This window comes from Pseudomonas izuensis, from assembly GCF_009861505.1.
Taxonomy (GTDB): Bacteria; Pseudomonadota; Gammaproteobacteria; order Pseudomonadales; family Pseudomonadaceae; genus Aquipseudomonas; species Aquipseudomonas izuensis.
The window spans coordinates 194254-214093 of record NZ_WTFT01000003.1 but is presented as its reverse complement, the minus strand read 5'-3'; the positions used below and the strand labels follow the sequence as shown (position 1 = coordinate 214093).

Here is a 19840-nt window from a genome sequence, read left to right as displayed (position 1 = left end):
GCAATAAAAAACCCGGAGGCTTTCACCGTCCGGGTTTTTTTATTCGCAGCATCAATCAGCGGTTAAACCGCTCCACCAACGAATACTGAGTATTGGCCGTCTTGGTCAGCTCTTCACTCAGTAGCGCCGAGTTCTGCGCCTGTTCCGAGGTCTGGTCGGCCAGGTGCGAGATGTTGCTAATGTTGCGGCTGATTTCTTCGGCCACGGCACTTTGCTCTTCGGTGGCAGCAGCGATCTGGGTGGTCATGTCGGTGATGTTGGCCACCGCTTCGCTGATCCCCACCAGCGCCTGATCCGCTTCCAGTACCCGAGCCACACCCTCTTCGGCCTGGCGATGCCCGGCTTCCATGGTTTGCACCGCGGTGCCTGCGGTCTGTTGCAGTTTGGCGATCAGGGCATGAATCTGCCCGGTGGATTCGCTGGTGCGTTGCGCCAGTTGCCGGACTTCATCCGCCACCACCGCAAAGCCACGACCCATTTCACCGGCACGGGCCGCTTCGATGGCGGCGTTGAGCGCCAGCAGGTTGGTCTGGTCGGCAATGCCCTTGATCACGTCGACCACGCCACCAATCTCATTGCTGTCCTTGGCCAGTTGGGTCACGGTCAGGCCGGTTTCCCCGACCGCGGCCGACAGGCGCTGAATGGCTTCGCGGGTTTCCCCGGCGATGTCACGACCGCGGCCGGTCAGGCGATTGGCTTCCTGCGTCGCATCGGCCGTGCGCTGTACATGACTGGCGACTTCCTGAGTGGTGGCAGCCATCTGGTTGACGGCAGTGGCCACTTGCTCGGTCTCCACCCGTTGGCGTTCCAGGCCGCTGGAGCTGTTATGCGCCAAGGCATCGGACTGCTTCGCTTGGTCGGTCAGGTGCTCGGCGGTGTCCTGCAGGCGGGTCAGGCAGGTTTTCAGGCGTGCTTCCTGACTGAGAATCGACATCTCCAGGCGCGCCTGGGCGCCGCGGCTGTCGGTGTACATCTGCGCGATCAACGGGTCGGACGTGGTCTGCTCGGCCAGTCGCAACAGACGCTTGATCCCGCGTTGCTGCCAGCTCAGGCCCATCAGGCCCAGCGGCACCGAAAGGCCGGCGGCCAGGGCGAAACCCCAGTGGGAGTTGAGCGAGGCACCGATAGTGAAGCTCAACTGGCTAACCAGAATGAACGGCAGCCAATCCTGAAGGATCGGCAGCCATTTATCGGTAGCAGGAACGGCCGACTTGCCCTGGTTGATGCGTTGGTAGAGCGCTTCGGCGCGGCGGACCTGTTCGGCGGTGGGTTTGACCCGCACCGACTCGTAACCGATCACCTGATTGCCTTCGAAGACCGGCGTCACGTAGGCGTTAACCCAGTAATGATCACCGCTCTTGCAGCGATTCTTGACAATACCCATCCATGGCAAGCCTTGTTTCAGTGTGCCCCACATATGTGCGAACACCGCAGCCGGAACGTCGGGATGACGCACCAGGTTATGCGGCGCACGGATCAGTTCCTCACGAGAAAACCCGCTGATCTCGACGAAGGCATCGTTGCAGTAGGTGATCATGCCCTTGGAATCGGTGGTGGAAATCAACCGTTGCTGAGCCGGGAAGGTCCGTTCGCGTTGTGTAATTGGCTGGTTGTTACGCATGGCATGTTTAATCCGCAAGGCTTTCAAAGGTTGTCGGCCGCGTCGTGTATTTGTTGAGTATTTTTTCGAAAGCCTGACGTATGTCTCAAAACGGGAGCGTGAACTGAAGGAATTTTCCTGCCCGGCAGTTGAACTTTTCAGGTTCCCCTTGATGGACTCGGCGCGTATGATTCGCCGCTATTTTGCGTAGGGCGTTATCTTCGGTCAGGTAGGAAGACGTAATTAACACCCAGGGTGTCGCCGGTTTACCAGCATTTACATTAATGGAATTTGATTGTTGTTCGGCCCTCTTCAAAAGGGGCCGGGTATAAAAAGGGCTAGTCGTAATGCGTAAGAAAGTTGCAATTATAGGGACGTCGTTCCGTTTTCCAGGCTCTACAACTGCAACTTTTTGGCCGCACCTGCTGGATCGACAGAGCTTTATTACCCAAGCGGATTTTTCCCGTTGGTCCAAGGACGAGTTCCTGCACCCGGACAAGGCAAACCCTGCGACGTCCTATACGTTTGCTGCCGGTTCCCTGGGCGATATCTCGACGTTCGATGCCGGGTTCTTCAATATTTCTCCTCGTGAAGCGGCGGTCATGGACCCTCAGCAGCGTCTGTTGCTGGAGCTTGGCTGGGAAGTGTTCGAGAACGCCGGCGTCAAGCCGTCGAGCCTGCGTGGCAGTGATTGCGGTGTTTACCTGGGGATTGCCAGTGTCGACTATGGGTATCGCCTGGCGCATGACATGTCGACGGTCGATGGCGCAACCGCTACCGGTAATACCTTCAGTATCGCGGCCAACCGGTTATCTTTCTTTTATGACCTGCAAGGTCCGAGCATGGCCATCGACACGGCGTGCTCTTCTTCCCTGATCGCCTTTCACCAGGCTTGCCAGGCCATTCAGAACGGCGATATAGAGCAGGCGATTACCGGTGGTGTCAGTCTGCATCTTCACCCGTTCGGTTTCCTGATCTTTGCCAAGGCATCCATGTTGTCACGCACGGGGCAATGCCATGTGTTCGATGAATCCGCCGATGGCTATGTCCGGTCTGAAGGCGCGGGGCTGTTCTACCTGAAGGATTACGACAAAGCGATCCAGGACGGTAACCAGATCCTGGCCGTCGTCGCCGGCAGTGCGGCCAATACAGATGGGCGAAAGTCGAGTCTGACTGTCCCGAGCGCGACGGCGCAGATTGCCCTGATGAAGCAGGCCTATGACGTCGCCGGCATCGATGCGGCGGACATCGACTACCTGGAAGCTCACGGTACGGGCACGCCAGTGGGCGATCCGATCGAAAGCCGGGCCATCGGTGAGGCACTGGGGCAGCAGCGCCCTGTGGATAAGCCACTGCTGATCGGTTCGATCAAAAGCAACATCGGGCACCTGGAAGCCGCCTCGGGTGTTGCCGGTTTGATGAAGGCGTTGTACTGCGTGGTCGAACGCAAGGTACCGGCCACCATCGGCATCAAGAAACTCAATCCGAACATTCCGTTCGCAGACCTCAACCTCAGTGTGGTCACCGAAACCCAGGCGCTCAAAGCCGACGGAAAACTGGTGGTCGGGGTCAATTCCTTTGGTTTTGGCGGGGCCAACGCCCACGTCATCCTGGAAAGTCCGCCACCTGTGCCGCAAACGCCGAGCCGGCAAGGGCAGTCGGTGCCGCTGATGGTCACTGCCAAGGACAGCGCAGCGCTTGCTGCTCAGTCCGAACAACTCGCGCAATTCTTGTCCGGGCCAGAGGCGACGGACCTTTACGACGTGGCCTACCAGTCGATCTTTCGACGCGAGTTGCACCCGCAACGGGTCGTGGTGTTTGGCGCACAAACACTGGAGAGTGCACAGGCACTGCTGGACTTTGCCACTGAGCCGGGCGTTCCGGCGTTGTCGACGGTGCTGGAAAGTGGCCGTGCCCTGGATGAGGCAAAAGGGCCGGTGTTCGTCTTCTCCGGCAATGGATCGCAGTGGCAGGGCATGGGCAAGTCATTGCTGTCCGACCCGGTTTTCCATCAGGCGGTTGCCGAGGTGGACGCCATTTTCCAACCGCTGTCCGGTTATTCATTGATTGGCGAACTGGCGGGCGAGCAGGGTGATGACCGTTATCACCTGACTGAATTCGCGCAACCGGCGCTGTTTGCATTGCAAGTGGGTGTTACCCGCATGCTGGCCGAAAAAGGCGTGGTGCCGGTGGCCGTCATTGGTCACAGCGTCGGTGAAGTCGCTGCCGCCTGGGCATGCGGTGCCCTGACGCTGAGCGATGCCACACGTGTGATCTACCATCGCAGTCGCCTGCAAGGCTTGACCAAGGGCTGCGGCAAGATGGCGGCGGTAGGTTTGTCCGGTGCCGACACGGTGAGCCTGTTGCGAACGCTCGGCCTGGACGGCGAGCTGGTGGTCGCTGGCGAGAACAGCTTCAAAGGCGCAACCGTCGCCGGTCCGGTGCCCGCGCTGGACATTCTGGAGCAGGCGTTGACCGAGCGTCAGGTGTTCGTCCGTCGCCTGGCGCTCGATTATGCGTTCCACTCGCCGGCGATGGAGGTGATTGCCGATCAAGTCATCGACGTATTGAGCGATGTCGTCCCGGGGCCAGCCCGCATCCCGATGTATTCGACCGTGGCCGGTGACGTGCTGGCCGGTGAGCATCTGGACGCCGAATACTGGTGGAAAAACATTCGGTATCCGGTGTTGTTCCAGTCGGCGAGTGAAGCGCTCGCCAGGCAGGGCTACAACGTCTTCGTGGAAGTCGGGCCACACCCGATCCTGCGTGCCTATGTGGCCGATGCACTGGCCAGCCAGGCGCTGGAAGGCGTTGTTATCCCGACGGTGCTGCGCGGTGAAGAAAGCCCGCAGCTGATCGATCGCACACTGGCTAAGGTGCTGATTGCCGGCGTCGACATCGACCTGCAATGCCTGTTTCCCCACACCGGCCGGTTCGTGCAACTGCCCAACTACGCTTGGCAACGCGAGCGTCACTGGCATGTCGACACGCCCGAGTCTTCCGGCAACCTGAGCCGTAACCGCGTCCATCCGCTGCTGGGTTACCCGCTGCCCGAGCATGAGTTCACTTGGGACAATCGCCTCGATACGCAACTGTTTCCGTCACTGGGCGACCACCGGGTGGGCGACTCGGTGTTGTTCCCGGGAGCCGGTTTCACTGAAGTCGTGCTGGCCGCTGCCTTGCAGTATCAACCCGGTGAATTTGTAGAAATCGAAGAGCTGGAAATTCACAGCCCGCTCTTGCTCCATGCGGATTTCAGTAAAAAAGTCCGCGTGATGATCGACAGCTCCGATGGCGGCGTTTCCATTGTGTCGCGCAGTACAGCCCAGGCTGAACCATGGGTGCAGCATGTGGTTGCCAGGCTTCCGGGCGAAGCGCAGGGCGGGCTGTTGGCTTGCACCGCGCCGGTTTTGCCTGCGCGCGATCCCGACTTCACCTCGGCAGAGCACCTGGCGCTGACCTGTGCGGTCGGGCTCAATTACGGTCCGGCTTATCAGGCGGTCGAAGCGGGCTGGATCGAGGGCAACCAAGTGTTGGCGCGGTTGACGATCCCGGCACCGATCGAGACTGAACTCGCAACGCTGAATGTGCACCCGGCTTTGCTGGACAGTGCTTTCCAGTTGATCACTCAACTGCTGCGTGAGGACGTCGGTCGTCGTCAAGACCTGGCCTTTATCCCGGTGAAACTGGGGCGCATCACCTTTGCTGCTGGCAGTCTGCCCCCTTGCCTGGCTCAGGTGAAACTGGTGCGGCGCTCGGAGCATTCGTTGCTGGCGGATTTCACCCTGTATGACGTTGATGGCCGCGCGGTCATCTGCATCAAGGACGCTCGTTTCCGTGGTGTACGCCTGCACAAGGATCGCAGTGGCGACATCAAGCTGGTGGATTTTGTCGGGGTAGCCAAACCCTATCCCGCCCGTCAACGCACAGTGCCATTGCCGGCTTCACGGCTGGAGGCGCAACTTCGGCAGCACCTTTGCGCTCTCGCGGATGATCCCGTGCAAGCCCGTTATGCCGATGAAATCGACCCGTTGCTGGACGGTCTGTGTGGCAGTTTCCTGCTGGAAACCATCGGAAAGCTCGGTGGCGAGCTGACTATGCAGCAGCATGCCGACCGGGAAGCAGGCCATTATCTTGAGCATCTGCTCAAGCAAGCGCAGGAAGATGGCAGCCTGGTCGCGGTCGGCGACAAGCGCTGGCAGCTTGTCGATCAGGGCGAACGAGCCCGGGCGGAAGACATCTGGCAGGAATTGTTCAGCAGCTATCCCGAATACTTCCAGATCATTCATTCGGTCGGCCGGATCGGCATGCACCTGGCGGAACTGATCAGTGGCCAGGTGAACCTGGCGCAACTGCTACCGCGGGAAACCACGCCCGCCGTATTGACCCGCATGGTCCTCGGTGCCAGCGGTCACCACGCGTTGTTGAGTGGCCTGCGAGAGCATATTGCCCAACGATTGGACGCTCTGCCGGACGGGCAACGCCTGCGTATTCTTGAGCTCGGTTTCGAGGGTGCATCTCTGGCGGCGGAGCTGTGTGTCGGCCTGGATTTCGACCGGGTCGATTATCAATACGTTGCGCAAAACATTGAATCGCTGTCGATGCTCCAGGCTGACTTCCCGGATCTGCAGATACGGAGTCTGGAGGCGTCTGAACATATTGCACCGACGCCGGCGAATAGCTTCGATTTGGTCCTCGCCGCCACCGACTTGGCATCGCTGGACGCCATCAGCCAAGGCTTGCAGCATGGCGCCGCACGGTTGTGCGTGAACGGTGAGTTGCTGCTGCTGGCACAACACCCGGCGCGATGGGCTGATTTCACCTTCGGCGCCGAGTCTTCCTGGTGGCTGGCTCCGCAGGGGCAACAGGCCCTGTCGGTACAACAGGCACCGGGATTCTGGCAACAGGAACTGCAACGTCATGGCCTGAAAGTCTGCGAGCCTCTGGAGTTCATTCCGGACTCGGCGTCCGGGAGCTATCTGTTGGTGGCCACCGAGGACTGTGCAAAGCCCCTCGCGACGGCCGCCGGGCATCCGTCTCAGAGCTGGTTGCTGATTGCCGACGGGCAAGGTCCGGAAGGACCATTGACCCAGGCACTGGCTTCGCTGTTGCGCGAGCAAGGCCAAGAGGTTGCCGTGCTTGCACCGGGCTCGGCATCGGTGCTGGCGCAACAGCTGCGTGAACGCCCCGTTGCGCCTCAACACATTGTGATGCTGGCCGGGTTGTTGGCACGCCAAGGGCTGGATGCGCAGGCTGAGCGCTGCATGCTCGCCGCAGACATCACGCAAGCCTGTGAGTCGGCCGGCGTCGCTGCGGATTGCTGGCTGGTGACTTCAGGCGCCGCGGTCCATCTGCTGCCACAAGGCGCCCGTGGGGAAACGACGGTGCAAGGTATTGCCGATGCGGCCTTGTGGGGTTTCGGCCGGACCTTGGCGAATGAAGTGGTTGGCTGTCGTGTCCGTCTGCTCGATCTGGCGACGGGGGCCGGTGTCGAGGCGCTGGTGCCGGCATTGCTCAACGCTGATGAAGAAACCGAATTGGTGGTCAGTGCGGCTGGCGATCGATACGTCGCAAGGTTGCGGGTCCAACCCTATGAGTTGCCAGTTCCAACGCCGCTGGATGCGCCGGCGCAGGTCAGGCTCGGCTTCGACTTGCCGGGGCAGTTGCGCAATCTGCGCTGGGAAACACGAGCGCCGCTCGTTCCGGCTGACGATGAACTGGACATCGAGGTTCAGGCCACCGGTCTGAACTTCCGCGATGTCATGTACGCGTTGGGTCTGCTGTCGGATGAAGCGATCGAAAACGGTTTCTCGGGGCCGACCCTGGGCTTCGAATTTGCCGGTGTGGTGCGTGGCAAGGGCTCGTCGGTTGAAGGCGATTTCCAGCCGGGCGATCGTGTCGTCGGCTTTGGTCCGTCGAGCTTCGCCAATCGCTTGGTCACCAACGCCAACGCCGTGGCGCGCATTCCTGAAGGCATGTCTTTCGAGGCGGCGGCGACCATTCCGAGTACGTTCTTCACGGTTTATTACGCCGTGCATCACCTGGCGCGGCTTGAGCCGGGTGAGAAGATCCTGATTCACGGCGCAGCGGGCGGTGTCGGTATTGCCGCAATCCAGATTGCCAAATGGTGCGGTGCCGAAATCTACGCCACGGCCGGCAGCGACGAGAAACGCGATTTCCTGCGCCTGATGGGCGTCGAGCATATCTTTGACTCGCGTTCGCTGGCGTTCGCCGATGACATCCTGGCGATCACCGATGGCCGCGGCGTGGACGTGGTACTCAATTCCCTGGCGGGGGAGGCGATCAATCGTAACCTGCGGGTACTCAAGCCGTTTGGTCGTTTCCTCGAATTGGGCAAGCGCGACTTTTACCAGAACACCAAAATTGGCCTGCGACCGTTCCGCAATAACATCAGCTATTTCGGCATCGACGCCGACCAGCTCATGAGTGAACGCCCGCAGCTGACCCGTCGGCTGTTCAGCGAAATGATGGGATTGTTCCGCGAAGGCATCCTGGCCCCATTGCCCTATCGCGCCTTCGATGCCAATGAAGTCGTTGAAGCGTTCCGCTACATGCAACAGGCCAGGCAGATCGGCAAGATCGTCGTGACGTATCGCACGCCAATCCGGGAGACTGTCAGTGCATCGGTCTCGCGCTCGCAGGTGTTGATGCTGGAGGCAAACGCCACCTACCTGGTCACCGGTGGGCTCAGTGGTTTCGGTCTGCGCAGTGCGCAATGGCTGGTGGAGAAAGGTGCCCGTCACCTGGTTCTGCTCGGTCGCCGTGGTGCCGCGACTGAAGAAGCGCAACCCCTGCTGACATTGTGGCGCGAGCAGGGCATCGAGGTTCAGGCGCTGGCCTGCGACATCACCGACGCGGCGCAGTTGGCGTCCGTCATGACGCGCATTGAAGCCAGTGCCCGGCCATTACGTGGCGTGGTGCATGCGGCAACGGTGTTCGACGACGGCTTGATCCGCAATCTGACCCGCGAACAACTGCAACGCGTTCTGGAGCCCAAGGCCAAAGGCGCGCAATACCTGCATGAATTGACGGCGCATCTGCCGCTGGACTTCTTCGTGCTGTTCTCTTCGGCCACGACCTTGTTCGGCAACCCGGGTCAGGCCAACTACGTCGCCGCCAACCATTGGCTCGAAGCGCTGGCGCGTCATCGCCTGGCGTTGGGGCTGCCGGCCACCAGCGTACTCTGGGGGGCCATTGACGATGCAGGTTTCCTGGCGCGCAACCAGGACATCAAAGACGCCCTGCAAAGCCGCATGGGTGGCGCTGCCTTGCAGTCGCAAGCAGCCCTGCAGACTCTCGAGCGCCTGCTGCTGCAACGACGTTCGGGGCTGGGCGTGCTGGAGCTGGACTGGAAAGCACTGTCGCGATTCCTGCCGGCTGCCGGTTCGCCCAAGTTCAGTGAACTGGCCAGGTTGCACGGGGGTGAGCAGGACGAAGAAAGCGATGTCGACGATATCCAGCGACTGCTGGCAGAAATGGATGACCCCGAGCTGATCGAGCTGTTCAGTGAAATGCTCAAGCAGGAAATCAGCGAAATCCTGCGTTTGCCAACCAGCAAGCTGGACGTCACGCGACCGCTTCAAGAGTTGGGCCTGGACTCGCTGATGAGCGTCGAGTTGGTAGTGGCCGTCGAGGAACGATTCGGTGTTCGTCTACCGGTCATGGCGCTGAGCGAAGCATCAAGCATCGATAAGATCACCGTTCGAATCCTTGAACTCCTGCGCGGTAATCAGGAGAGCGATGGGCAACCGGATGCGGGAAATGCGCAGCAATCGCTGGCGAGCGATACGCTTTCCCGTCATGGGGTCGACATTAGCGCTGACGATATTGCGATGAACGATGGGCTCGACACCCAGGTTTCAAAACCCTCACGTTTGATTGATTGATCCGAACCATGACCAATAGAACCACGTCCGGGCTTGCCACTTCGATGAAGGACAAGCTGATCCAGCAAGCCCTGGAACGGCGCATGCGCAAAAACGGCGATGGCGCTCCAGGCCCCTCGCTGGAAAGCATCAAAGGTAACCGGCGCGAGGACTTCGGGCAGTTTTGCCGATTTGACCAGCACCCTGGCTATCAGCATTTGCGCATCATGCTCGACGGTGCCGCGCGATTTGGCCTGGTCAATCCGTTCTTCAAGCAGCACGACGGCCTGGCCGGGGCCGAAACCGTCATGGGCGGTAGCCTCTACGTGAACTTCGCGAGCTACAACTACCTGGGCTACTCAGGACACCCGGTTGTCGTCGAAGCTGCCAAGGCGGCCATCGATCGTTTTGGGACCTCGGTTTCGGCTAGCCGCCCGGTGTCGGGCGACCGGCCGATCCATCGTGAGCTGGAGCAGGAACTGGCCCGGCTCTACGAGGTGGACGACGCTATTACATTCGTCAGCGGTCATGCGACGAACGTGACCACCATCGGTTATCTGTTCGGTCCGCGGGATTTGATCCTGCATGACGAACTGATTCATAACAGTGTTCTCCAGGGTATTCAGTTGTCCGGCGCCCGGCGCCTCAGTTTTGCCCATAACGACTGGGAGGCGGTTGACCGGGTACTGAGTGATCAGCGTCAGCATTTCGAGCGGGTGTTGGTGGTGCTCGAAGGCATTTACAGCATGGATGGCGATTTCCCGGATTTGCCACGCTTCGTCGAACTCAGGAAAAAACATCAGGTGTTGCTGATGGTCGATGAAGCGCATTCGCTGGGCGTCATGGGACAGACCGGCAAGGGCATTCGCGAACATTTCGGTCTGGCCGGCAGTGACGTAGATATCTGGATGGGCACCTTGAGCAAAAGCCTGGCCAGTTGCGGCGGTTACATCGCCGGCGAGTCTGCACTGGTGGAGCACCTCAAATTCCTGGCGCCGGGCTTTCTCTACAGTGTCGGCATGCCGCCATCGGTGACGGCGGCAGCTTTGGCCGCGTTGCGATGCCTGCCAGAAGATGGCGAACGCGTCGCCACCCTGCAGGCGCGTGGCAGGCAGTTCCTGGAACTTGCCCGGGAAGCGGGCCTGGACACCGGCACCAGCACCGGCCTGGCGGTTGTTCCGGTCATCACCGGCAGCTCACTCAAGGCGACCCAATTGTCCAGCGCATTGTCCCGTCGCGGCATCAATGCCCAACCCATCTTGCATCCGGCGGTCCCCGAGAAATCGGCGCGTGTGCGCTTTTTCGTGTCGTGCCTGCACACCCCGGAACAAATCGCCGAAACCGTCGCCATTGTTGCGCAGGAACTGCAAAAGCTATAAGTCGGGCAGCCGAAAGAGCGGTGCAATATTCGAAAACGCCTTCGCCGGCAAGCCGGCTCCTACAGGATTGATGGCGTGCGTAACATGTGGGTGTGAACGTTTTTTGTAGGAGCTGGCTTGCCAGCGAAGACGGCCTCGGATCGTGCGACACCCTCGAAAACGCCTTCGCTGGCAAGCTGGCCTCTATAGCCATATGGCATCCCACAGCGAATAGTCATGAACGCGTTTGACCAGACCTGCGCGCAACGGGTTGGCAATGATGTAGCGGGCCACGGCTAACAGATTTTCTTCACGGCGAATGGCGCGATCGTGGAAACCTTTTTGCCAAAATTGGCCTGAGCGACCCAGGTAGGCATTGATCTCTCTCGCGCTGCAAGACTTGGTTGTAAGCATCAACCTGGGCAGTGTGCTGTTCTGGAGTTCGACCAGCCAGTGAAAGTGGTCGGGCATTACCACCCAGGCCAGCGAGTCTGCCCGTCCTTCTGATTTGGCCAGACGAAATTGATCCACCACCAAACGTCCCGCTCGCCAATCGCGGAATACCGGTTCACGCAGGTGGGTCACGGCAGTGAGCAGGTAAATTTGTCCGGACTGGGAATACCGGCCGGCGCGCAGTTGATTAGCGTGGGAGCGAGTGGGCAATCCTTTGCCCTCCTATAAAGGTGGAGAAAGGTAAGGCTAGTGCGCAGATGATTTGACGTCGTAAAGTTTGGGTCCTGATGTGTACTGACCGCAGCCTTCGCCGGCAAGCCGGCTCCTACAGTTTGGGTGTCGTCCACGACATCATCGTGTGCACGTGGTTGTGTAGGAGCTGGCTCGCCAGCGAAGGCGGCCGTGAGTCATGCGGCGCCAATGGAGACGCCTTCGCCAGCAAGCCGGCTCCTACAGCTTGGGTGTCGTCCACAACATCATCGTGTGTACGCAGTTTTTTTGTAGGAGCTGGCTCGCCAGCGAAGGCGGCCTTGAGTCATGCGGCGCCAATGGAGACGCCTTCGCCGGCAAGCCGGTTCCAGCAGGGTGTTAAAGAGAGAGCATGCCCTTGAGATAGCGGCGCACTTGCCGATAGCGCGGGCAGCTGTCGAGCAGGACCGGGCGAGGTTGTGTGTGGTGCTCCTGCGCCTGTTCCTGGCTGCAGGGCATGCCACGGACGTGCTGCAGTTGTTGTTCATCGTCGTCATTGCGCTTGAGGGTCAAGCTGGCTGTTGCGTTGCCCGGGCTGATGCGCCACAGCGGTACACCCTGTGCGGCGGCACGTGACGACAGATCATGTGGTTCATGGTCGCTCCACACCAATACCTTGCCGTTTTCGCCCGCCACTGCTGTCATCAGGTCAGCACTATGGCGGGTGAACTTCACTTGGCCCCAACGGCTATCGAGCAAGCGACGGACTGCCGGTTGCCGGCGCCGCGGCACGCCAAGCACGGTCAACGGGCCTGCAAACTGGCTGTCCTGCTGTTTCTGCCGGGCCAGTTGTCGGGCCACGGTCATCACATCGCAGCGTTGGTCGGTCAAGGGGTCTACATAGCGGCAATAGCGAATGTAGGCGGCAGCGACCAGTTGCTCCAGCGTTGGCCGGGCCTGACGCCGCGGGATCGGCAAGCGATCGTCGGTCAGCCCCCAACCCGCGTAGAACGGCAGCCCGAAACACGTCACCGGTACGCCCTGAATCAAGGCTTCGAGCCCGGCCTGGCTGGTACCGACATACACCCGTTGCGCCCGGCGCGCCAGGGAGGCCCAGGACACATGGCGGTTCTCCAGCGCCACACCCCGTGCAAGGGCAGCGTCGAGCAGGCAGCTTTTCTTGTGGCCATTAAGGCAGTCGGGGTGAATCCGCACTCGTACGTCCGCGCTGGGGTTTTCCGCCAACGCTGCATCGAGCATGCGGATGAAGTCCGCTTCACAAAGCCCGCCGCCAGGAATGGAAAAGTCGCCGTAGGTCTGGTCCACCACCAGGATCAGCGGCTTGTCACGGCCCAGGGCGTCGTCCTTGCTCAAGTCCGGGGCGTTGTTGTATTTGCCGATGCCGCTGCTGCGCATCAGGGCAATCAACGACCGGGCGGTTGCCAGCTCCGCAGCGGTCAGGGTGTGCGGGGTTTGCAGGATGTTTTCCAGCAACGACGGTCGATCGGCCAGGTAGTGGATGCCGATGGGATCAACCACCATCGACATCGGGGTATCGCCTTCCACTCCCAGCGACGAGGAGCGCAGAAAACCATCCTCCAGCGCCACATAGGGAATGCCCCAGCGTTTGCACAACACCCGTGCATGGTCGGACGAACGCTTGTAGCCGATCCCGGAAATCGCCTTCAGCCCTTCGGGCCGTTGATGACCACGCCGCCACAACCAGTGTGGTGGGCCTTCAGGGTCGAGAAACTCGCCCAGATGAAAGACTTTCCACATCACCCATTGCGACATGATGCCCACCCAGCCGGGGCCTTCCACCAGTGAATCAAGGGGGACTGATCGACTCATCTCTTCAAGGCTCATGGTTGGGATGTCAGCGAGCGGCGCATGTTGATCACCGCGGGGAAGGGCAGAAGGCGGCCCAGCCAATTCACTGGCGTGGCCCGGACCCGGGTAAAGCCCAGTTGCTCATAGAGCCGTCGGGCCCGTTGATTCTTCACATGGACCTCCAGCGCAACCCGGTCATGGCCGGCTTGCCGGGCCTGGTCAAAGATCGCTGCCATCAGCGAACGGGCAATGCCCTGATGACGGGCGTGCTTGAGCACGTGCAATCCATAGAGATAAAAGCCGTAGTACCACTCCCGCCCTTCGATAATTGCAAACAGCAGGTAGCGCAGTGCGCCCCGCAACCGGCCGAACTCGCGCAGAAAAGGCCCGGCGCCGGGCGAGAAAGGCCCGCGCCGATGATGCTTGAACGCGGCATAGCCAAGGGGGGTGCGATCGCGGTAGGCGATCAGCACCCGGTCCCAGTTGATCGACTCGGCCAGCAGTCGGTAGCGGCAGGCCTCATCACCAAGCAAGAAGGCCAGGGAGCTGCGACCCGAAGTGATCATCCGCGCGATCGATTCATCAGGCTCCGGCAAGTGGGAGCCGAGGGCGATCTGCAAAGGGACGGTGTCGATGTCATTCATGAGTAGCGGTCTGGGCCCGGTTCGCTTTCCTGATGGATGACCGGGTGTTAACCGACTGCTCGACGAAGGCCTTCGCCAACTGTTCCACCGCCATTGTCCGGGGGGCATTGGAGGAGCGCGCCTGATTGGACCAGATGAAGTAATCGGTATCGCCATCGGGTGCGCCCAGTGCGGCATACACATCCGGGAGAATCGGCACGTGGTCGCCAAAGAAACACAGCCCGGTCGAGGTCGGGCTGGCCAACAGGTACTCGCGCAACTTTCCGAGCATCCGGTCGGCATTGCTCAGGTGGCGCAGATAAGGCGCCAGGTCACGCATGCCATCCAGCAATGGGCGATCGAACCAATTTGGCAGCTCTGTCGCTTCAACCTGCTCCAGGTGCAGCGGCCCATGGTTTTCCATGGTCACGGCGTGGATGTACAAGGGCTGGGTGCGGGCGCTGTCGTCGAGCAACTCGATGATCTTGTCTGCCACGGCACAATCGCCAATGAACGGTCCGGCTTTTTGCCCGTCATTGAAGCTGCGCACGTCGATGAATTCATCGAAGCCCAGTGCCGGCAGCACGCGATCACGGCCGTAGAAACTCCCCGCGTAAGGGTGAACACACACGGTGCGATAACCCCGGCGTTTCATCTCGGCGGCGATGCTGGGCAGCCCCTGGCGAGCCAGGTGGCGGTACGGATTGAAGCGATGAACCCCCAGCCTGTCACCAGCAATCCCGGTCAGGAAGGCGAACTCGGTGCGCACGGTATTCGCGCCCCAGGCCGCGACTTTCAGGCGACCATGGACCTTGGCTTCGTTGCGCAGCACATCGTACTGACTCAGTACCTGCTCGCGGATGCCGGGCCACAATCTTCGAATATCGAAAAACGATTCGCTCTGCACCGAGACCAGGTCGGGCAGGGCGATGTCGCAAGGGTGAGCCATTGCGTGCGCATTGTTCGCAAAAGGCGAATGCAGTGTGTCGAGGGACACCTTGCGCCGGGCTGCGCAAAAGTAGGTCCACAAACTGGCGGCCATTCCCCAGCGGCGCAAATCCAGGCTGGCGTCGTAAGTGGGTTGCAGCGCTTTCATCGCGCCGATGACCAACAATAGCGAGGCACCGACCAACGCCATGGCAGCGGTGGATAACGCATCGCTGGCGCTGGCCTCGAAATACAGTCCGCCGGCCAGATAGGCGACAAACGCCAATGCCAGCACAATGGTTTTGCCAATGCCGAAGAAGGGCAGGTACAGGCGCGGAAAACGCACCGCATCACTGAAGTATTCAAAGTCGGCGCAGACAAAGGGTTCGCGCAACGAGTGGTACTTCGAATTGCTCACCAGCACGATCAACAGCCACAGGGCCAGCACATTCACGGCACTGAAATACGGGCGCCCAGTCATGCCATACAGCAGGGCAACCGAGAACAGCCATGCACCGGCATGCAGCAGCCAGCTGCGCAGCGGGCGGCGCAAGACCGGCCTTGGGATCAGCATCGCTTCGATGATGCAGGAGAGAAGAAAACCGCCAGTCATGACCCAGCAGAAAGAACTGTTCAGAAAATCAGGCACTGTAGTCCAGCCATCGCAAAATTACAGACGACATCCGCGGGGGAATGACACTCAAGGCCCAGCATCCGAGGTTCAGGGGGAAGGGGAAGCTGATGCGTGGCTGGTTGGCTGCAAGGCCACGGCGTATCCGCTGCGCGGCCTTGTCCGGGTTCCACAGCAGCGGTTTCGGCCCAGGCATTTCAAAGCACATTTTCGATTCGACATAACCCGGCATGATCACGTTGATCCGCACGCCGTCAGCAGCGACCAGATCGCGCATGGCTTCGCCGTAAGCCTTCATCGCCGCTTTGCTGGCGCTGTAGCTGGGGGTGACGGGCAGTCCGCGCCAACCGGCGAGGGAGCTGAATAGTGCGATCTGACCATGTTTGCGCGCGCGCATGGCCGGCAGGGCCGCCTGCACGGTCGCGATGGCCGCCATCACGTTCACTTCGATCAACGCCTGGGACTGTTCCCAGACTTCATCTTCCGCGTTCGGCCCGGTGGCCGTATTGACGCCGGCACCGACGATGATCAGGTCCGGCTGCTCGGTTTCGCTGATGCGGGTGATCCATTCGCGCACCGCCACCAGATCCTGAACGTCGAGCGCATGGAGGATGACCCGCGCACCGGCGGCACGACACTGCCCGGCCATTTCTTCCAGGCGCTCGGTGCGTCGGCCTTGCAGGATCAGGGTGACGCCTGGCGCCGCGTAGGCAGGCGCCAGTGCACCACCGATGCCACCGGTGGCACCGGTGATCAGGATGCAACGTGGTGTTTTTTGCAGCGTCATAGGTAGCGTTCAATCCTGGAGGTTTTGGCCATCAACACTTCCAGCGAGTTGTTCACGGCCATGTCGATACCGCAGCGCGTATAGAAGCCGCCATTGACCTGGGTGGTGTGAATCACGGTGCTGCGAAAGCGCTGGAACAGCGTGGTGTCAGGCGGTTCCGGCGTGTGCCAGAAATCGTCGAGGCCGCCCTGATGGGTCAGTCCCTTGAGGTTATAGATCGGGTCGCTGAGGGCGATGGTGGGCACGTTGTGCATCAGCGATGAACCGCCCACAGTGCTGTTGACCGTGATCACACCCGCGACGTGGGACAGCAGTGTCGGCAAGTGGCCGCTTTCGAGGAAGTCCACGCGATCGGCGATGCCGAGTTTGTGAGCAATGCGCAGAGTGATCCGGTGGTAGTTGACGATGCCCGGGGTCAGGGGATGATTCTTGACCACCAGACGCGTATCACTGCCGGCATGGCGGGCGAACGAACCCATTACATGCTTGAGCACATCCTTCATGTGCTTGAACGGCGAGTGATCGCGGATCTGCGCATCGCTGTCCAGTTGCAGTGGCAACAGGAAGGTGCGATGGCGATTGCGCGCCACTTGACTGATCACCTCCGAATCGCGGCCTTGGGCGCGGGCCAGGCGAATACCCTGGCGAATGTAGCCGGCGTACTCCACCGCAGCGTTGAAGGGCGCGTGGGTTTTGTAGTGCGGGAATACCACTTTATTCAGTGCACTACCGATGTGATACATCACGTCGTGAAGGGCCCGGGAGGCAAAGGACAGGTGGAACGGATTGCCATTCTGATAACGCGGGATGTACTTGCCCACTTCCCGATACCATTCCGGATCACGGGGCAGCAGCGAGTGATTGTTCACGCCATTGCGCTCAAGCGTGATCCAGTAGGGGCGAAAATAACCTTCTTCGAACACGTGCACGCGAATGCCCAGCGACCTGGCCAGTTCCACTGCCGGCTGATGCACGGGACGGCAGTCACCGAACAGCACCACGTCGGTAATGTGGTCGGCCCTGAAGCACTGGCTATAAAAGTCCATCAACTGCTCGGGGCGCGCCGAATAAAACACTCGCGCACCGCTACCGTACAGGATGTCACCCATGTTGAAGTTGACCGACTTGACCCACTGTCCCTCGGCCCGCAGTGCCTGGATCAGGCGTGCGAAAAACGGCGAACTGACGCCCTGCAGAAACAGGAATGAGTTGCGCGGTTTTACCGATACCGGACGTTGGGGGCGCTCGACAGGAACTACGAGTTTCTCATGCGCGGTTTCAATGCGGTCAGGAACAAACGCTGAATCATCTCTCGCCATGTTGTAGTTCTTCCTTGTGTGCGTACTTCATCCCAGTTCTGGATCTCTACTAATGTGCGTTCGGGGGTGGTGAATTTTCGGGTAATGCGGCTGACATAGGTCGGGTAGCGGATCAGGGTCGCGGCCACCAGTTCGTCCAGGCTCAGGCGTCGCGTACGACGTGCCTGGACTTCAGGGCTCATGCCCTGATCGCGGGTCAGTCCCCAACCGGCATAGAACGGCTGGCCGTAGGTGGTGACCGGCACACCGCGCAACAAGGCTTCAAAGCCTGATTGCGAGGTCAGTACATGCACCTCATCGACCTCGGACAACAGTTCGTGGAAAGGCACATCGCCGACCACTTGGTTGCACCAGTCGCTGGTGCGTTCTTCGTTTTCGCCCGCCTTACGGGTGCCCGCCAGTACTTCGGGGTGCGGCTTGTACAACAGCCACGCCAACGGATGGCGCTCGCGCACTGCCTTGAGCAAATCGAGATTGCGCCGGATCCGGTACGCGCCATAACGAATCGAGGCGTCGGACTCGACCTGGCCCGGTACCAGAATCACTTTCTCGACACCGGCGGGACGTTTCCACGAGGTGCCAGGCAAGTTGTATTTGGTGACACCGGCGGCACAGATCGCTTCACGCAGCGCCGCTGCCCGCTGCAACAAGCCCGGGTTGCACGGTTCGTTCTGCAAGAGGTGTTCCAGGCGCGACGGACGGGTCGCGTCGTAGTAAATGCCGAGGTCGTCGAACACCCAGGACAGCGGACGGGTTTTCTTCGCGCCCAGGCCGACGGAGCGCAGGAAGCCGTCTTCGACGCGGCCGAGGTGCTTGCCAGCTTTTTGGGTCAATGGCGTGTCGTGCTGACACCCCCAAGTGATGACCGCAGTTGAGGCGCGCTGACGGGAAAAACGTCCCTGGAAACGAATGGACGAACCGTTGAAAAAATCCAGCACTAATGGCTGTTTCCATTTGCTGAAGCCGACCATCCGCAAGTCTTTCGGCAGCCGACTGCGCATCCGCCGTTGCAAACCAAGCCACGCCAAAACGGTCTCCGGCTGACAGGGCGCCCCCGTTTCCGGATCGACGTAACGCGGGTACTCCACCAACGCGGCATGCAACAATTGTTCAAGGCTGACGGGGTGGCGCCGCGCAGGGGCGGGCAGGGCATCGGTGGTCAAACCCCAACCGGCATAGAACGGCATGCCAAAGGTATGCACCGGTACGCCCCACAACAAGGCATCGAAGCCCAGTTGCGAGGTCATCACGTACACAGCCTGAACGGCAGGCAGCAGCTCGGCCGGGTGAACGTTTTCGCTGATCAGATGAACTCGTGGCTGTTTGCGCAGCGCCGCCAGGTCAAAGTGACCTTGCTTGCGCCCGGCCACCACGTCCGGGTGAACCTTCACCACCACCGTGCACTGCGGATGCCGGGCCAGTGCGGCTTCAAGCATGCGCTGGAAATCAGCGACAGTAGCGCCCTGCAACGACGCATCGCCGCGGGTCTGATCGGCCACCAGCACGCAGGGCTGCGGCAATACGCAGGTTTCAATGCGGGCGCCGTTGTATTTGGACACACGCTCCTCGCACCAGCTCGCCTGTAACGCGCGGGCGCGCAGCATCTGCGCGTCTGTCAGCGGTTCGGCAATCAGTTGTTCCAGGCGAGAAGGGGCGGTGGCGTCGTAGTAGATGCCCAGCGGATCGACGATCAATGACAGTGGTGGGTCTTCGACGCCCAGACCTACCGAGCGCAAAAAGCCGTCTTCGACGGTGAGCAGCGGCAAGCCAGCCTCTCGAGCTACGGCTTGAGCGCGCAATGCGCTGGGTTTGCGTCCCCACGCGAGGACTTCATCGGCCTGGGCAATGTCGCGCACCGTTCCACGCAGCAGCCGATACTCGGGCAGCAAGGCGCAAAGGGTGGGGATTTGTTGCGCACCTTTAGACAAAATCAGCAAAGAGCGACGTGTAGCGGCATTGTCCATAAAAAACAGCGGATATCCATAAACGAGCGCACTCTCTTGTCAGTCACGAATCAGTGCGTGCCTGAAGAAAATGCTCAATCAAATGTGGCGCAAATGATAATACAAATGGCCAACTGCCATTCACCAAAACGCCCCTTTTCTAACAACTTTTTCACAAAAAATGTGATTTTTTTAAACTTGACAGTTGTAGGAAAGTGACTTGTCCGATGAGCGGTCATGGCGAGCCGCTCAAGGCGCTTGACTATCAAGCCGAATCAAGGAAGGGCCTCGCAC

General features: G+C 60.4%; 10 protein-coding genes. 2 read left to right on the top strand and 8 right to left on the bottom strand.

Annotated elements, in window-relative coordinates; translation table 11 throughout:
- Positions 1 to 55 precede the first annotated feature (55 nt).
- Positions 56 to 1621: a methyl-accepting chemotaxis protein gene (locus tag GPL81_RS02695; RefSeq protein ID WP_160105090.1), complete on the bottom strand. Its 1566-nt coding sequence runs from the start codon at positions 1619 to 1621 to the stop codon at positions 56 to 58.
- Positions 1622 to 1947: 326 nt separating this feature from the next.
- On the opposite strand from GPL81_RS02695, the gene GPL81_RS02690 reads away from it, so the two are divergent.
- Together GPL81_RS02690 and GPL81_RS02685 are read left to right on the top strand one after the other, a co-directional pair.
- Complete coding sequence (locus GPL81_RS02690) at positions 1948 to 9507, top strand: type I polyketide synthase (protein WP_160105089.1); 7560 nt, start codon at positions 1948 to 1950, stop codon at positions 9505 to 9507.
- Positions 9508 to 9515: 8 nt separating this feature from the next.
- Positions 9516 to 10865 carry an aminotransferase class I/II-fold pyridoxal phosphate-dependent enzyme gene (locus GPL81_RS02685; RefSeq protein ID WP_160105088.1) on the top strand — a complete coding sequence of 450 codons (1350 nt, stop codon included), beginning with the start codon at positions 9516 to 9518 and terminating at the stop codon, positions 10863 to 10865.
- A gap of 183 nt (positions 10866 to 11048) precedes the next feature.
- Here the strand turns inward: GPL81_RS02685 and GPL81_RS02680 are convergent, their stop codons facing one another.
- The 7 genes from GPL81_RS02680 to GPL81_RS02650 all read right to left on the bottom strand — a co-directional run bounded on the left by GPL81_RS02680 (position 11049) and on the right by GPL81_RS02650 (position 19567).
- Positions 11049 to 11507: an REP-associated tyrosine transposase gene (locus GPL81_RS02680; RefSeq protein WP_160105087.1), complete on the bottom strand. Its 459-nt coding sequence runs from the start codon at positions 11505 to 11507 to the stop codon at positions 11049 to 11051.
- Positions 11508 to 11885: 378 nt separating this feature from the next.
- Entirely contained in the window at positions 11886 to 13337 is a 1452-nt protein-coding gene (locus GPL81_RS02675) for a capsular polysaccharide export protein, LipB/KpsS family (RefSeq protein WP_160105086.1), read from the bottom strand.
- Positions 13338 to 13348: 11 nt separating this feature from the next.
- Positions 13349 to 13960 (bottom strand): GNAT family N-acetyltransferase, encoded by a 612-nt coding sequence (locus tag GPL81_RS02670; RefSeq protein WP_160105085.1) that lies wholly within the window; start codon positions 13958 to 13960, stop codon positions 13349 to 13351.
- Positions 13953 to 15515 (bottom strand): LTA synthase family protein, encoded by a 1563-nt coding sequence (locus GPL81_RS02665; RefSeq protein ID WP_246218875.1) that lies wholly within the window; start codon positions 15513 to 15515, stop codon positions 13953 to 13955. Before GPL81_RS02665 ends, GPL81_RS02670 begins: the two co-directional genes overlap by 8 nt.
- Positions 15508 to 16284: an SDR family NAD(P)-dependent oxidoreductase gene (locus GPL81_RS02660; RefSeq protein WP_160105084.1), complete on the bottom strand. Its 777-nt coding sequence runs from the start codon at positions 16282 to 16284 to the stop codon at positions 15508 to 15510. The genes GPL81_RS02665 and GPL81_RS02660 overlap by 8 nt, the downstream gene beginning before the upstream one ends.
- Positions 16281 to 17603, bottom strand: coding sequence for a capsule biosynthesis protein (locus tag GPL81_RS02655; protein ID WP_246218874.1), 1323 nt, complete (start codon positions 17601 to 17603; stop codon positions 16281 to 16283). Before GPL81_RS02655 ends, GPL81_RS02660 begins: the two co-directional genes overlap by 4 nt.
- Positions 17540 to 19567: a capsular polysaccharide biosynthesis protein gene (locus tag GPL81_RS02650; protein ID WP_160105083.1), complete on the bottom strand. Its 2028-nt coding sequence runs from the start codon at positions 19565 to 19567 to the stop codon at positions 17540 to 17542. The genes GPL81_RS02655 and GPL81_RS02650 overlap by 64 nt, the downstream gene beginning before the upstream one ends.
- Positions 19568 to 19840: the final 273 nt, after the last annotated feature.